Source organism: Azospirillum sp. B21 (assembly GCF_008364825.1).
In the GTDB taxonomy this organism is placed as follows: Bacteria; Pseudomonadota; Alphaproteobacteria; order Azospirillales; family Azospirillaceae; genus Azospirillum.
In genome coordinates this window covers 33236-48745 of sequence record NZ_VTTO01000027.1, presented here as the reverse complement: position 1 = coordinate 48745, position 15510 = coordinate 33236, and the positions used below count along the sequence as shown (strand labels likewise).

At 68.2% G+C, this 15510-nt stretch carries 13 protein-coding genes; 6 read left to right on the top strand and 7 right to left on the bottom strand.

From position 1 onward, the window contains the following. Positions 1-142 precede the first annotated feature (142 nt). Complete coding sequence (locus FZ983_RS31640) at positions 143-1072, top strand: recombinase family protein (RefSeq protein WP_149228648.1); 930 nt, start codon at positions 143-145, stop codon at positions 1070-1072. 36 nt (positions 1073-1108) lie between these two features. On the opposite strand, the gene FZ983_RS31635 is transcribed toward FZ983_RS31640, so the two are convergent. From FZ983_RS31635 to FZ983_RS31620, 4 genes are read right to left on the bottom strand one after another with little or no spacing between them, the layout of a single operon-like run. Beyond that, positions 1109-2119: a hypothetical protein gene (locus FZ983_RS31635; protein ID WP_211103022.1), complete on the bottom strand. Its 1011-nt coding sequence runs from the start codon at positions 2117-2119 to the stop codon at positions 1109-1111. Between the two features lie 4 nt (positions 2120-2123). Continuing rightward, positions 2124-3041, bottom strand: coding sequence for a DUF1259 domain-containing protein (locus FZ983_RS31630; protein WP_149228646.1), 918 nt, complete (start codon positions 3039-3041; stop codon positions 2124-2126). A gap of 16 nt (positions 3042-3057) precedes the next feature. Then, entirely contained in the window at positions 3058-3525 is a 468-nt protein-coding gene (locus FZ983_RS31625) for a chromate resistance protein ChrB domain-containing protein (protein WP_149228644.1), read from the bottom strand. A 24-nt stretch (positions 3526-3549) separates the two neighbouring features. After that, on the bottom strand, positions 3550-4491 hold the full coding sequence (locus FZ983_RS31620; RefSeq protein WP_149228642.1) for a Fe-Mn family superoxide dismutase: 942 nt from the start codon (positions 4489-4491) through the stop codon (positions 3550-3552). A gap of 112 nt (positions 4492-4603) precedes the next feature. Between FZ983_RS31620 and FZ983_RS31615 the strand changes: the two genes are divergently transcribed. Genes FZ983_RS31615 through FZ983_RS31600 form a run of 4 tightly spaced genes read left to right on the top strand, consistent with a single transcriptional unit; the run spans position 4604 to position 8199 of the window. Then, on the top strand, positions 4604-5605 hold the full coding sequence (locus FZ983_RS31615; RefSeq protein WP_188092593.1) for a chromate resistance protein ChrB domain-containing protein: 1002 nt from the start codon (positions 4604-4606) through the stop codon (positions 5603-5605). Between the two features lie 11 nt (positions 5606-5616). Continuing rightward, on the top strand, positions 5617-7032 hold the full coding sequence (gene chrA, locus FZ983_RS31610; protein ID WP_149228640.1) for a chromate efflux transporter: 1416 nt from the start codon (positions 5617-5619) through the stop codon (positions 7030-7032). Positions 7033-7036: 4 nt separating this feature from the next. Further along, complete coding sequence (locus FZ983_RS31605) at positions 7037-7963, top strand: MFS transporter (protein ID WP_149228638.1); 927 nt, start codon at positions 7037-7039, stop codon at positions 7961-7963. Further along, positions 7918-8199 (top strand): tyrosine-type recombinase/integrase, encoded by a 282-nt coding sequence (locus tag FZ983_RS31600; protein ID WP_188092592.1) that lies wholly within the window; start codon positions 7918-7920, stop codon positions 8197-8199. The genes FZ983_RS31605 and FZ983_RS31600 overlap by 46 nt, the downstream gene beginning before the upstream one ends. Positions 8200-8541: 342 nt before the next feature. Here the strand turns inward: FZ983_RS31600 and FZ983_RS31590 are convergent, their stop codons facing one another. Beyond that, entirely contained in the window at positions 8542-8793 is a 252-nt protein-coding gene (locus FZ983_RS31590) for a hypothetical protein (RefSeq protein WP_149228634.1), read from the bottom strand. 236 nt (positions 8794-9029) lie between these two features. After that, positions 9030-9383 carry a hypothetical protein gene (locus FZ983_RS31585; protein ID WP_149228632.1) on the bottom strand — a complete coding sequence of 118 codons (354 nt, stop codon included), beginning with the start codon at positions 9381-9383 and terminating at the stop codon, positions 9030-9032. 441 nt (positions 9384-9824) lie between these two features. Here FZ983_RS31585 and FZ983_RS31580 point away from each other — a divergent pair, with 441 nt between their 5' ends. Beyond that, complete coding sequence (locus FZ983_RS31580) at positions 9825-11372, top strand: hypothetical protein (protein WP_149228630.1); 1548 nt, start codon at positions 9825-9827, stop codon at positions 11370-11372. Between the two features lie 16 nt (positions 11373-11388). Here FZ983_RS31580 and FZ983_RS31575 read toward each other — a convergent pair whose 3' ends face one another. Further along, complete coding sequence (locus FZ983_RS31575; protein ID WP_149228628.1) at positions 11389-15414, bottom strand: S24/S26 family peptidase; 4026 nt, start codon at positions 15412-15414, stop codon at positions 11389-11391. Between the last annotated feature and the right edge of the window lie 96 nt (positions 15415-15510).

The window sequence follows — 15510 nt, the reverse complement described above, 5'->3', positions numbered from 1 at the left end:
TCGCGCCGGCTGACGGCCTCAAGCGATCAACGGAGCGCAAGCCGGGCCGCGGCGCATAGATATTTTACCAAACGGTCGTTTACTAATATCTCCAATAATTTTACAAAGGCGTGCCCGCCCCTCCTCCTGCCTGGACTCCGCCATGGCGCTCATCGGCTACGCCCGCGTTTCGACCGACGATCAGACCACCGCCGCCCAGATCGACGCGCTGCGCGCCGCCGGCTGCGCCACGATCTTCGAGGAGACCGCCTCCGGCGCCTCAAGGGCGCGGCCCGAGTTGGCGCGGGCCCTGGCCAGCCTGACCAGGGGCGACACGCTGGTGATCTGGAAGCTCGACCGGCTCGGCCGCTCGCTGTCGCACCTGCTGGAGGTGATCGAGGATCTGCGTGGCCGCGGCTGCCATTTCCGCTGCCTCACCAGCCCGATCGACACCGCAAGCCCGCACGGCACGCTGGTGCTGCAGATGCTGGGCGCGGTGGCCGAGTATGAACGCTCGCTGATCCGCGAACGGACGAAGGCCGGGCTGAAGGCGGCCAAGGCGCGGGGCCGGGTCGGCGGCAATCCCAAGCTGAAGCAGGGCGACACGGCGATGGCGCAGCGTTTGGCCGAGCGGCAGCGCCAGCTTTACCTGTTGGAGTTGACCCGCACCGCGGAGGAATGGCTGCCCACCGTGCGGCGGCTCCGGCTGGCCCACTCCCCGGCCCGCTCTTGGGCGGCGGTGACGCGGGCGGTGAACGCCAGGCTGCCGCCGGGCCGCCATTGGACCGCCGAGCGGCTGCGCCGCGCCGTCCGCGCCTTCGTCGAGGAAGGGCTGGCGGAAAGGGCATTGCTCGACAAGGCGCCTGCGGTGCGCGGAGATGACCGTCTCGTGGTGCTGGTGGCCGGCATTGCACGGGCGAACCCGAAGCTGTCGCTTCGAGCGATTGGGGCTCAGTTGGAGGCGATGCGGGAGACCACGCCGCGAGGTGGGCGCAACTGGGCGGCGGCATCAGTCAAGAACCTGCTGGACCGTGCTCGCGCCCAGGGGCTGATCTCCACCGCCCCGGTCGTCGCTTCAGGATCGGCATCGTAGTCCTGACGCGGTGTGGGAAAGTCGTGGAACGAGTGTCTATTGCGTTGGTCGATAAACCCATACCGCGGCTGGCTCCCGTCCACTCGCCCTCACGCCAAGGAAGAGGCGGTCCAACTCCGGAACCCACAGGGACGTCCGCGCGCCGGACACCGTCGGTGTCCGCCCGATCTCCCGATAGCCGTCACCTTGCCGCTGAAAGACATCGAGCGCGCCTTCGCCACAGCTGATGTAGAGGCGTTGGCGCTTCGTATCGAAGAACACGTCGTCAGCGTCCCCGCAGGTCGGTGCCCGCGCCACGACCTCGCCCCGCGTGGTGTCGAAGACCGCCAAGGTCGCGGGCTTGCGGTAGACGACGGCGAGATGTCCGGCGGCATCGTCGAGCGCCATCGGAAAGTTCGCTCCGGCACCGTTCACCGTCCACGTGGCCACTTGGCGTCCGCTGCGGCGGTCGACGACGGCGATCTGCCGTGCGTCGGGGACATTCACGAAAATGCGGGCGCCCGTCGCTTCCAGGCGGAACGACTCCGGGTGGGCAGCGAGCGGAATGTCACGGAGCCTCTTCCCGGACGCGGACTCCAGCACCGCCAGGGCGCCGCTTCCGTATCCGACGATCACCTGATTGGCCGCCGCGTCGAAGCGGATGTTGTCGGCATCGTCCCCAAGCTTCACCGTGTCCAGCACGGCAAAGTCCGCTGCGCGGAACCGGCGGACGGAGCCATCGCCTCCATTCGCCACGTAGATCACGTCGACACCCGGCAGGTACCCGACACCCTGGGGCTCCTCCAGGCCGGTGATCCGATGGATGATCTGGCCCTGGGCGAGGTCGAGCACGCCGACCGTACCGTTGCCCAGTTCGGCCACGAAAAGGCGCTGTCGGGCGAGGTCGACCGCGAAGTGATCGATGCGGCCGGACACCTCGCCCAGGGGAATCTTCCGCTCCAGGGTCAAAGCCTCGGGGTCCGCTGCGGACGCGGCGTGCGATAGCCACCCAACAAGGTTGACAGCCAAGGCCGTGAGCACGGCCACTGTGTTGACGCGCAGGGTCATCGCCTTACTGCTTTGTCGCGCCCGGCACTTCCGAGGTTTGGCTGCGGGCGATGTTGACCTTGTCGAGGGCGGCGTGCAGACCGGACCCCAGCTTCGCCGGATCGTCGACGCCCCAGAAGTGCATGAAATACAGCCGGGGCTCCTCGGCGAGCATGTGGGTGTGCAACGCCGTCACCTCGATGCCGTTCGCCACCAGCGTCTGAACCACCGGGTTGACCTCCTCGGCGGTCAGCACGAAGTCGCCGGTCGTCGCGGCCTTGCCTCCTCCGGCCGCCTGGACGTTGATCGCGATCGCCGTTCCCATGGCGGGCGGCACCGCCATGCCCATGTCCTGCACCGCCTCGGCCCGCGGGATGCTGAACTGGTAGGTGCCGCCTGCGGCCTTGCCCTTCTGGCCGATCGCCGCCTCCAGCGCCGCCGCGTCGAGGTCGAGCGCCTGATCGGATGCCGGGGCGGCTTCCATCGGGGTCTTGCTCTTGCCCAGGGCAGCGTGGATCGCCTGTGCCAACCTCACCGGTTCTCCCATCCCGGCGATGTGCATGTACAACGTCGCCGGGGAGGCGCGCAGAATGTGGTTGTGCACGGCGGTGACCTGGATTCCGTTCTCGACCAGGCTCTTCATCACCGGCGCGATTTCATCCTCGGTCAGCACCAGATCGCCCATCGCCATCGCGTGCCCGCTCTCGCCCTTGAAGGCGACCCAGGAGCCGAGCGCCAACGCCGGTTTGACCGCGACGCCGTCCACCGTCACCTTCAGGTCCGACCGCGGGAAGCTGAACTTGTGGACGTCGCCCGGCTGCAGTGCCCCAGGGCGTCCCATCGCCTCATCGACGGCCGTCCACGCGCCATCGGCCGCGGGCGCGGCGTCCGACAGCCCGATGGCCGCGATACCGACGACCAGAGCTCCTAGGTGTCGCTTCATGGCATCCCTCCGTCTGTCAGGCGATCACCGCCCATCCTGCAGGCGGCCAGTTGTGCGCCTCGCCCTGGCAGTCCCGGCACCAGGCGTAAAGCGCGTCATAGACGATCATGCCGTGGCGCAGCATCTCGTGGTCGTCGGGGAAGATGGCGGAGAGGCCGAGTGAGACGGCATACAGTCCGGCCGACTGCGAGGTCAGATCAAGGCGCGAGGTGTCGGCGCCGCGCACGACGGACGCCAGCTGATGGAGCGCCGGATCGTCCAGGCGGTACTTGCTCAGGAAGGCGTCGAAACTGCAGAGGTCGCCCACATGGCCGAGTTCGACGCCGGGGACGTCGTAGGGAACGGCGCCGGTCTCCTTGGCCACCTCCAGCACGCGGTCGCCGGGTACGTACAGGAACTCGGGCTGCTCATCGATGAATCGGGCGATCAGCCACGGACAGGCGATGCGGTCGATCTTCGGACGTTCGCGGGTGACCCACTTCATGGCAACACTCCGTGGACGAGGGGATCAGGCCTTCGGCACCGTTGGCGCTGCCATGGCGCGCCATGCCGCGATGCCGCCGGCCAGCGTGCGGGCGGAGACGCCCCGGCGCCGCAGTTCGGTGACCGCGTCCCGGCTGACCTGGAAGCCGTAGACGCAGTAGGCCAGCACCTCGCGATCCTTCGGCACACCATCGGCCCACTCCTCGATGCGCCGAGCGTCATGGTGAACGGCGGTCGGCAGCATGTCGGAGGACTTCGCCAGATCCTCCGCCCAGCAGACGTCGAGCACGAGGAGTTCGCCACTCTCGATCGCCCGCCGCGCTTCGCCGACGCTCATCTCCGGGACGGCGTCAGCAGGCTGCGACGCTGTGCGAAACCCTTCGGCGGCACGCCGGTGACGGTCCGCGACGCGCTCCCAGGCAATGTTGGCCATGAAGGCGTTGACATAGGCGCCCGCCTTGGCGCCGAAGTCGAGGTGGTAGGCGTGCTCGTACATGTCGAGCGCCAGCACCACCCGGCCGTCGGCCGGCGTGTGGCCATGGTCGGCCGCCCAGACGTTTCGCAGCCTGCCATCCCGCTCGGACAAGGTCAGCAGCACCCAGCCGGAACCGCCTCCGAGCGCCTTGCCCATCGCGGTGAACTCCCGGCGCCAGCGGGCCACCGACCCGAAGTCCCGCTCCAACGCGGCGGCGAGTTCTCCGCCGGCGTCGCCGGAGCCGCCCAGACTGTCGAAATACGCCTCGTGCAGGATCATCGAGTTGGCGGCGATCAGCTCCTCGCGCTTGAGGCCGTTGATGACGAAGGTCGGTGCCGCGCTCCAATCGAGCCGGGCGAGGTCGGCCTCGATGGCATTCAGGCGGCGGACGGCGCCGCCATAGTTGTTCTCGTAGTGGCTGGCGAGCAGGCGCTCGGAGAGGCCGGTCAGCCGAGGCGGCTTGAACGGCAGCGGTGCGACCTCATGGGGCATGGCACACCTTCTGTTCGATAGCCGGACTGTTCGGCTTCAAATCGAACCGTACGCCCAGAAGGCCAATGATACAAGTGTTGCGTTGTTGGTATGTCTGAGATACAGGTGACCAATGAGCGACATGCGCACCACCTCGGAGTCTCGATACGCCTGGCTGCTGCTGGCCCACCAGCTTCCGCCGAAGCCCGCCTACTTCCGCGTCAAGGTCTGGCGCCGCCTCCAGGGCTTGGGGGCGGTGGCGATCAAGAACTCGCTCTACGCGCTGCCCGCCGGCGAGCAGGCCCAGGAGGACTTCCAATGGCTGCTGCGCGAGATCACCGAAGGCGGCGGCGAGGCGGCGATCTTCGAAGCGCGCTTCGTCGACGGCCTGACGGATCAGGAGGTCCGGGCGCTGTTCGACAAGGCCCGTGACGCCGATTACGAGGGCCTCGCCATCGATGCCCGGGGGGTGGCGGAGGTGGTTGCCGGCGAGCCGGAGCTGTGGTGTGCGCGCGGCAGCGAGATCCGGGGTCAGGTCACCCGCCTGCGCCGGCGCTTGGCGGAGATCGTCGCCATCGACTTCTTCGGCGCGGGTGGCCGGGAGCCGGTGGAGGGGCTGCTCACAGGGATCGAGGCCCGGCTCGCCAAGGCCGAGCGCAGCTCGGACCAAGAGGAGACGACCATGGAGACCAAAAACATCACTGACGTGAAAGGCCGGACCTGGGTGACGCGCCGGGGCGTGCAGGTCGACCGCATCGCCTCGGCCTGGTTGATCCAGCGCTTCATCGACCCCGAGGCTCGCTTCAAGTTCGTCCCCGACAAGGGGTACGTCCCGGAGCCCGGTGAACTGCGCTTCGACATGTTCGAGGCCGAGTTCACCCACGAAGGCGACCATTGCACCTTCGAGGTGCTGCTGGCGAAGCTCGTGCCGCCCGACCGGGCGCTCCAGGCGATCGCCGAGATCGTCCACGACATCGACCTGAAGGACGCCAAGTTCCAGCGCGAGGAGGCGGCCGGCATCCGGACGCTGCTCGCCGGCATCGCCGCGGCGACGGACGACGACAGACGCCGGCTGGAGCGCGGATCGGCGGTGTTCGAGGACCTCTACGAATACTTCCGCAAAAAGCGCGACTGAGGGGAAGACCGATGACGGAGGCGGACGCCGCCGTGGATACACCCGTATCCACGATGAAGGACGGCACGCACGGGGTGAGCCTTGGCGAGGCTACCCGGGTGTGGGCACGCATCGCCGCGCTCAGCTTCGGCGGCCCGGCCGGGCAGATCGCGGTCATGCACCGCATCCTCGTCGAGGAGAAGCGCTGGATCGGCGAAACGCGGTTTTTGCACGCGCTGAACTACTGCATGCTGCTGCCGGGACCGGAGGCGCAGCAGCTGGCCATCTACATCGGCTGGCTGATGCACCGGACGGTCGGCGGCCTGATCGCCGGCATCCTGTTCGTGCTGCCGGGCATGGTCGCCATCATGGCGCTGAGCCTGATCTACGCCGCCTTCGGCAACGTCGGGCTGGTGCAGGGGCTGTTCTTCGGCCTGAAGGCGGCGGTGCTCGCCATCGTGCTCGAGGCGGTGGTGCGCATCGGCAAGCGCGCCCTGAAGAACCGGGTGATGCTCGGGATCGCCGCGGCGTCCTTCGTGGCGATCTTCGCCTTCGACGTGCCATTTCCGATCATCATCCTGGCGGCGGGCCTGATCGGCTTCGTCGGCGGGCGTTTGGGACGCCAGGCGTTCATGGTCGGGGGCGGACACGGAGCGTCCAAGGGGAAGACCCTGGCGGATGCCGACAGTCTGCTGGGCGACGGCACGCCGGCCCACGCGCGCCCGACGCTCGGCTGGTCGCTGCGGGTGAGCGGTTTCTGCCTGGCGCTGTGGCTCGGGCCGGTGGTGGCGTTGCTCCTGGCGGCCGGGCCCGACAGTGTGTTCAGCCAGATCGCGGTCTTCTTCTCGAAGATGGCGATGGTCACCTTCGGCGGCGCCTATGCCGTCCTCGCCTACGTGGCGCAGCAGGCGGTGGACCATTATGGCTGGCTGCAGCCCGGCGAGATGCTGGATGGACTCGGCATGGCCGAAACCACTCCCGGGCCACTGATCATGGTCACCCAGTTCGTCGGCTTCATGAGCGCCTTCCGCGCGCCGGGCACGCTGCCGCCGCTGTTGGCCGGCACGCTGGGCGGGCTGCTGACGACCTGGGTCACCTTCGTGCCCTGCTTCCTGTGGATCTTTCTCGGCGCGCCCTTCGTGGAAGCGCTACGCGGCAACAAGGCGCTCGGCGGCGCCTTGTCGGCAATCACCGCCGCGGTGGTCGGGGTCGTGCTGAACCTGGCGGTCTGGTTCGCCCTGCACGTGCTGTTCGGGCGGCTGGAACCGGTGCGCCTCCTCGGAGCCACGCTCGAGATCCCGGTGCCGAGCACCGTGAACCTCCCCTCGCTGGTCCTGACCGCCGGCGCCATGCTGGCGGTGTTCCGCTTCAAGGTCGGAATGATCCCGGTGCTCCTCGCCTGTTCGGCGGCCGGTCTCCTCCTGCACGTCGCCGGCGTGGCGGGCTAGCGCGATGACGGCCGGCGCCCGCACCGGACGGTTTGCGCTGCTGCCGGCCGGCACCGTGCCCGAGGCGGCTCTGCTGCTGGGCGCGCGGGCGCTGCGGGCCTTCGGCGACGGGCTGATCAGCCTGCTGCTGCCGGTTCACCTCGCCCGGCTCGGCTTCGGTCCGGTCGCGATCGGCGCCCTGGCGACGGCGACCCTCGCCGGCTCGGCGGCCTTGACCTTGACGGTCGGCCTCGCCGCCCATCGTTTGCCCAAGGGGCGTACACCGTTGCTCGGCGCCGCCGTGCTGATGGTCGCGACCGGCCTCGCGTTCCCTCTGGCGTCGCAGTTCTGGCCGCTGATGCTGATCGCGTTCGTCGGGACGATCAACCCGTCGTCGGGCGACGTCAGCGTCTTCCTGCCGCTCGAGCAGGCCCGGCTGAGCGAAACGGTTCCGAACCGAGGGCGCACCGCCCTGTTCGCCCGCTACAGCCTGATCGGCTCGCTGGCCGCCGCCGTCGGCTCCCTGTGCGCCGGCGTGCCCGAGCTGCTCGCCGGCGCGACCGGCATCGACCCGGGCATGGCGATCGACGGTGCGTTCCTGCTCTACGCGCTGCTGGGCTTGGCATCGCTGCTGCTCTACCGGCGCCTGCCGGATACCCAGGCGGACGCCCTGAGCGTTCCGGCCGAGCCGCTGCGACGGTCTCGCGGCATCCTGTTGCGCTTGGCCGCGCTGTTCTCCCTCGACGCCTTCGCCGGCGGGCTGGTCGTCCAATCGCTGCTGGCACTCTGGCTGTTCGAGCGCTTCGGGCTGTCGCTGGCGACGACCGGGGTGATCTTCTTCTGGACCGGCCTGCTGTCTGCCGTCTCCTATCTGGTGGCGGAGCGGATCGCGGCGCGGATCGGGTGGTGCGCGAGACCAGCCAGGCCATCGGCGAAACCGACGCCGATCTGATCCGCTGGACCCAGGAGCCGGAGGTGGCGCAGCGCCCGGGCAGCCGCTTCTCCGCCCACTCGCTGCGCAGCGGCTTCGCCACTGCCGCCGCCGAGGAGGAGGCGAGCCTGAAAAAGATCATAGAGCAGACCGGGCACCAGAGCAGCGACGTCGCGCTACGCTACATCCGCCACGCCGACCGCTGGCGCGACAACCCGACCGAACGCCTGTTCCGCCGCAAGCCAGACGCGGACTGACCGTGAGAAGCTGCAGAACGTGGAGCGATGGACGGCTAGATTTTCCGTTGAAAACACACGTTTGTTCTGACGGGAATTACCGACCTCAGGCTTGAACGCGGAGACTAGGTGCCGCAGCACGGCGAGCGGAATCGGGCGCGACCCAGCCACCCAATCGGCGATCTTGCAGCGGTCGCAGGTGGTGCCGACGTCGGCTTTCAAGCCGGCCGGTAACGCCGCCATGGCCATGTTGTTGACCTCGCGGACGACGCCAAGAGCAGCGCCACCACACCGGCGCTGCTCCGTGACCTGCTCGGGCGTCATCCACTTCTCTCTGGTGAGCGTGACGATTGACTGTCTGCCTTACGGCTGCGGCCGGATGTCCTCCAGCCGCAGGTTACGGTCCACCGGGTTGCCGTCGCGGTCGAGCAGGGTGCAGCGCAGGTCGCCGGCAACGTCCTCTTCAACAACCAAGCCGGTCTCGCCATCGGCCGTCCAGTAGCGGTCTTCAGCACCGTCGGTGACGTCGAATTCGAAGCCGCGGTCGGCCAAGTACTTGGGGAGGTCGGTGCCGTTCTTGTGGGTCTGGTACAGCATCGCGTGATCTTCCTTCATCTGGTTGGCGGTCGATGGCCGCGTTGTTCATGCGTTGATCATAGATGTCCCCTTGAAGGGGACAAAGGCGTCAGCGGCGCTGTTCAACAAACATATTCGGCTGCGCCACATCCGCTTCGTCGACCGCTGGCGCGACAACTCCACGGAGTGTGTCTTCCGCAAGCCGGACGCGGATTGGCCGCGCCCGGCACCAGGAACGTGGCCCCGCTCAGGAGCGAGCGGGGCCTGCCTTGGTGTCACGCCATCTCGTAGGCGCCCACATACAGGTAGCCGCCCTGGGCCCTGGCCATCGCGCGCAGACACGGGTTGACCGGGTGCTCCAAGGTGTACCGCTGGCCGCCGTTGGGGTTGATCCAGGTCTGGCCGCACAGGGTCTTCAGCCAGGCGGTCACCTCGTTGTCCAGGAACGCCTGGAAGTCGGGGCTGAACGGGGCGTCGGCCGGGAAGAACGACTTGCGGTCGGGGAAGAACTCCAGCGCCTGGCGGCCGTAGCGGCTCTCCAGGATGGCGCGCGCGCCAAAAGCGCCGCGGATCGGCGTTTCGGTCGGCGGGGGCTCGCCGAACCAGTGGTCCTTCGGGGCAAAGTTCATGGCATCTCCTAGGGTCGGCCGGGGGTTGGGGCCGGCGTCGCGCTGGGATATGGATCGGTTGGAAGCCGGGAAGGGGCTGATCCGAAAATTTTCCGCAGATCGGTCCGGTCTGGCGCGCCGAGCGGGTTGGCGGGCCCCAGCCAGGGTATCGAAGGCGCTGTTCGCGGTCGCGATGGTATGCGCCTGGTCCGGATCGGTGCCGCCGGTGCCGCCAATCAGAAGGATCTATCAGCGGGAGCAGTCCGCGGCATCGGCACCGGGACGCTAGGGTAAAGATCGCGACCGCTCACGCACCCAGGACCCATATGCGGCGCCGCGCCCGGGGGTACATCGGTCCGCGGATGGTATATCCGTTATTGGCGAGCACATATCGACTCTGCAACCAATGCCGGGTAAAGTGCGCCGCGGTTTCGCGACGGACGACAAAACACGATGACTAGCATGAACGTGATCGAGCGTGATCCGGTGGCGCACGGAACCACGCACCCCATCACCCCGGTTGCCGAGCACGCAGTTTTCCTGTTGTACCCGTTCCAGTGCCGCAAACGGGATTGGCCGGTGACACCAGCCGCCACACTCGGCTCCCTGGCGGGAGCAGGATGGCTCCCTGCAGTCGGTGAGTGCCTGCGGGAAACCGAGAGCCGGCCGCTTTGGCTGCGCAAGAACTGGTCGCTCGGCGATCTCTACCACAAGGCCAGCCAGCAGTTGGGCGCGGGAGACGAACCGGACGGCGTCTGGACCCTCGACTCCCAGCGGCACGTCCAGCAATGGCTGAGCGGTCCATCGGGATCGACGCTGGTTCTGCAACTGCCGCTGTCTGTGGCCGCACAGGGACGGCTGCAGCGTTGTGGCCTGCAACCGACCGATGCGTTGTCGATAACATTCGGCAGTGTTCGCCTCGTGCCCTTCCGCACCGGACAGGGACTGCTGATCGTCGAGATCCGTCTGGCGGGCGGGCAGGAGCTTCCGGCGCCTCTGCTGGTCGAAGCGATCACCGCGCTGTGTCACGACCGCGGCCTGCGCTGGCGGCTGAAGGACGGCAAGGAGGTTTCCACGCGCGCCGGCAATCCTACCTTCCGCCTTGCCGAGCAGCTGACCGACTTGATCGGTGACGTCGCTGCCGAACCGCTCCAGGGTCGGCGCCTGTTCAGCTACACGTATGCGGCGTTCGACCAGCGGCTTGCCGACGCCGAGCGGCAGATGTTGCTGGCGCGGCTTGCCCGCAAGTTCACCGACGATTACCGGCTGGCCGATCCACGTGCAGGGCTGCACGAGGTGCGGGTCTTCGACACGGTGACCCATGCCGCTTCTGTGGAGGGATGCGTCACGCTCGTCGAACGCATCCCCGCCGAGGGGGCGAAGGAGCCCCCCAGCTTCCTGTCGACTTTCCGCAGCGAAGCTCTCGAACGGCGTTACCTGCCGATCGCCGCAATCAATCTGCACGCCCGCGAGGCACTGCTGGCGCTCACCCACAGCAGCGGCTTCTGGCCGAACATGGCGCAACCCGCCACCAAGGACGTTGAGCGTCTGCACCGGCTGCGCGAGGACATCCTGGCCTTCCGGTTGGGCTGCCGCCTGTCGCGCGTCAGCCCGATCGGCATGCACAACGCCTTCCACGAGGCCCTGGGTGACGCCTTCGGCCTGGAGCCCCTGCTCGCTGATGTGAACCAGGATGCCCTGGAGATCGGCGCCTACTTAGAGGAGCGTGCCGCAAGCATTGCTGCGAATGCGGCGCAGCGGAACGCCCGCCCTTGGCGATGGATCCCACGCTTGGTGTCCGCCGCGTTGGTCGTCATCACGCTGGTGACCTTTGGCAAGCTGCTGCTCGAGGCGCTCCATTTCGATCATACGGAGTGGGCCCGCTGGGTGCTGCTGGTGGTGAGCTCCGCAGCGGGCCTCGTCACCTTCTGGAAGGGCGATCTCGACGCCCATACGGCGAAGCACGCCGCCGGAGACAACGTGCTGCACCAGAACCTCGGGGGACACTGACCGGCTTCAGGCCGGATCAGGTCTGGCGGGAAAACCAGTAGCCGAGGATCGGCCGGATCGAGTCGGCGCGGGGAACGGCGGCAAAGCCGTCGGGAATGTCCTCGCCGAACCGGATCACCGCACCGTTCCCCTGGATACCCAGATTGTCCAGCACCCAGACGCGCCCCTTCGCGTCCAACGGCTTTTCGCCCAGCCGCTTGACGAGGCGTCGGCCGCCCTCCAGGCGAACGGCCACCGGGCTGCTGGCCAGCGCAGATACGCCGGCGGGATCGCCCACTCTGGCACCGACCAGAACGCTGTCGCCCTTGTGCAGCAGCGGTTCGGCGCTGTCGCCCTGGTCGATCACCACCGTCCCCTCGACGTCGGCGAAGCGCGGACACGCGTCCAGCGGCTCCAGCGCCTTTCCGGCGTTGGCACGGGCACCGCGGAATAGGATGCCGACGACCGGGTGGCATTCGTTGACATCGGTGTCGAACTCGCGAGCGTATCCGGTGTCGTGATCGCCGACGAGGATTACGGTCCCCGGCCGCCCCTGCACCGGCTTCAGCCAGCCGGCCTCTGCCTGTTTGCGCGCTCCGTCCCACACCAGCGCAAGTCCTCCGGACGCCAAGGCCTTGCAGTCGACGATCAGCACGTCACCGGCCTGAAACAGCCGCGGCATCCAAGTGAGCGCCTTGCCGACCCCGAACAGCTGATGCTGCCCATTGACGAGCGACACCCCGATGTCGGAGCCGACACCATCGCCGTCGTCGACCTCGGCGCCGCCCTCGGCGGCGGCGCGGCCGATCTGGTACAGCCTCAGCGGCCGGCAGGGCCGCTCCGGGAACGGCACGATGTCGGCATCCGGCGCGGCAGGAGCGAGCTGGAGTGACAGCGGTCCCTGGGACAGCGCCTCGTCGAGCACGCCGCGGCATTGCTCGAAACTGTGCAGAAGGGGATCGAGGTACTTGCCCACTTGCTTGGCATGCGTATGGCCGAGGTCCTCGGCGGGGTAGTGGTGAGCCCAGCGGACGGCTTCGCTGAAGACCTGATCCTTCAGCGCCTGATGCTTCATGAGCGCCGAGAACGCAGGGTTGGAGTACGGGCCGCCGCGCCCGATCAGTCTTTGCAGCTTGAGCATCAGCGGCTGCATGGTCTCGCTGCCGGCGACGACGGCGGGGCTCGGCCAGATTAGGTCCCGCAACCCCTGCTCGATCATGATGCGCGCCTCGTCGCAGAAGGCCCGGATGCGAGTGGGATCATGATCGCTGCGCTGCCAGTCTTCGTGGACCAACTCGATGTGCAGCTGGTGACGGCGGATGCGTGCGCACCCTTCGCCCGTGGAGCGGGGCAGGATCTGAAGGAACTCGATTCCCTTACCCTTCGCCTGCCGGAACAGGCTGCCGGCGAAGTGCTGGTCGTAGGTGGTGATGAGCGGCCGGAAGTCGTGCTCGGGCAGGGTGCCCAGGGCTCTGGCGACGCGGCGCTGGTTGTGTTCGTCGAACAGCGTCTGCGGGTCGTCGAGCAGCAGGAGCGACACGCCGCCGTCGTCGTCCCGGATGCGCTTGATCAGCGCGAGGGTGAAGGCGAACAGGTGGGTGCGCAGGCCCGAGCTGTTGACCAGATCCCGGCCGTCGCCGGTGACGCCGTCGCGCCGGACCTGCACCCGCATGCCTTCGCCATCGAGACGCGTTCCCGCCAGGGCCGGCGCCGTGGCATTGACCGGAAGGTACAGTCTCTCGGTCCAGGCCTGGGTCTGCGCGTCGAGTTCGTCGACGAGTGTCGTCACCTGGGTTTCGATCCGCTCGCCGAAATCCACCAGTTCGCGAACCGCCGGCACCGCGGCGGCAGCACGGGCGATCCAGGCCCGCTGCGTACCCCACTCCGTTCTGTGGTTCCGCAGCGTCTTCAGCGTCCGCCGCGCGCTGTCTACCGGCCCGTCCTCTCCTAGGGCCTTGTCGAGCGCATCGAAACGGGTAGGCAGGTAGCCCACCTGCTGCCCCTCGCCGGCCCCGCTGCCGAACAAGGCGGTGCGGATCCCGTCCAGCTGCGCGCCGGCCTCCAGGCACCAGGCGGCATCTGCCAGCGTGGCGAGGATCTGACGGACCGTCTTGCCGAGCGCTCCGTCCCGCAACGACTCTGGCAGCTCCACGGTGTCGGCCGTCCCGGCTTCCGGCAGGCCGGCGGCCAAGCGGACGAACTCCGCCGCCAGATCCGCCTGCAAAGGCACAAGGTCGCCGGACAGGTGCGCCTGCGCAGACTTCGTGCAGCCGCGGCGCAATGCCTCCCAGGGTCGGACATGGACGTCCAGCGCAGCGCCCAGTACCGGTGCAAGGCCGGCCCGGAGTCTGTTCGCGAGCGCTCTGCCGCAGGTCTCCGCATCCAGGTGACCGGCCGCCGTGTCGTGCTCCGCCCGCGCCAACGCATCCCGGACCGGCAGGCCGAGCGTTTCGTCGGTCCTGCCGTCGAGGTCAGCCCGGCACACCGGGCAGGCGCAGGGCGGCCAGCCGTCCTTGGAGGGATTGGCTTGGCGCCATTCTTCGATGACCACGTACAGGCGGCGACGGGCCGCCTCGTCAGGGCGCGTCGCCAAGTCGGCGAAGGCAACGGCATCCAGCACGGCCTCGGCGACGAGTTCGCGGGCGGCTTCGATCATGGATGCGTCGACGGCGCTCAACGTCTTCAGCGCCTTGAAGTCCGCCCAGGCCTCGATCGCCCCGGTCGCGAGCGCCGTCCGCGCCGCCAGCACCGCCTTCCTGAGCGCGGACAGATCGGCCTCGGCGACATCCAGGCCGGTGGCGGTGCGGATGGTGGCCCGCAACTCGGCATCCCGGCGGTTCAATTCGGCATCCAGCGCCGCCAGTGCGCTATCGCAGGCCTTTCCCTCGTCGGCATCGTCCGGTACCGGTGGAAGCGCGTCGGCCGGCAGCGGCGTGCCGAGGCTGAAGTAGCCCGGCAGTTTGGCCGCTTCCTCCGTGAATGCGGTGACGGTCCTGGCCATCTCCTTGCGCGCGGCGTCTGGAATGGCTTTCTCCAGCCGCGGCAACACCGAACGCTGGCAGCGCCGGCCAAGGTTCTCGAAGGGCTGCAGGCCGGTGAGGACCTTCACCGCGTCCACCAGGGCGTTGGGCCCGTCGAGCCGCAGGAAGGGCAAGCGCGCCATCATCAGCCCGGTCGCCTCCAGGGAGGCCGCCGACACTTCCAACGCTTGCCCAACGGACTCGACCGCCTGCACGGAACCCGTGTCGGGATCGATGCGCTCCACGCGTGGGACGTAGGTTCCCCGCTGTGGGACGAGGCGGCGGCGGATGCGGCACCGCTCGGTGCCGTCGCGGCGCACGAGGTCGAGCGTGACGGCAGTGGAGACGAGCGGCGCCTTGCCGCCGAGCCATTGCAATTCCTTGCGTCCGGGGACCGGAACGATCACGGGCAAGCCGATGGTCCGTTCGGCGGCGTCACCATTCTCCTCATCGGGCGATTCGGCCTCCGGGGTGTCCGGTTCGACTGCATAGTCGTTGACCTTGGGCTCACAGGGTTCGGCCAGCGAACGTGGGATCTTTCCGGTCAGGCACCACGTCACCGCCCTCGCGAGCTGGCTTTTGCCCACGCCGTTGCGGCCTTGGAGAAGCGTGCGCGGTTCCTTGAGCAGCAACGTGATCGTGGGGGGCGGCTTGCCCCCCTCCACACAATGCGCGTGCAGCCCACCGAACTGCTCGATCTCCAGCGCCACGACGTCCCACAGCACCGCCTCCGACTGTCCGGCCTCCGGCATCGGGACATCCGGCAGGTCCGCTTCGAGCGCGGCGATCAGCTCCTCGCCTTCACTTGGGCGCAGATTCCGGACCTGGTTCTTCCACAGGTCCAGACGCTTGGCATCGAAATAGAAGTGCAGGGCCTTGCGCGCTGCTTCCCCCAGCGTGACGGTGTGCCTGCCGGAGAGTTCCAGGCAGCCTCCGGCGACGAGCACCTGGACCGCTTGGTCGAACGTCAGGCCTGCCAGTGCGTAGCTGCGAACACGGGGAGGTTGATCCTCTCTCGCAGAAACCTCGCGCAGGTCATCCAACGGAGGCTCTCCCTTCCAAGCTGTACCTTAACCGTGTGTTATCAGCACGCGGGTCGGGCAGCAAGAGCAACATGGCAGGCGCGAGCGTGCATGTGG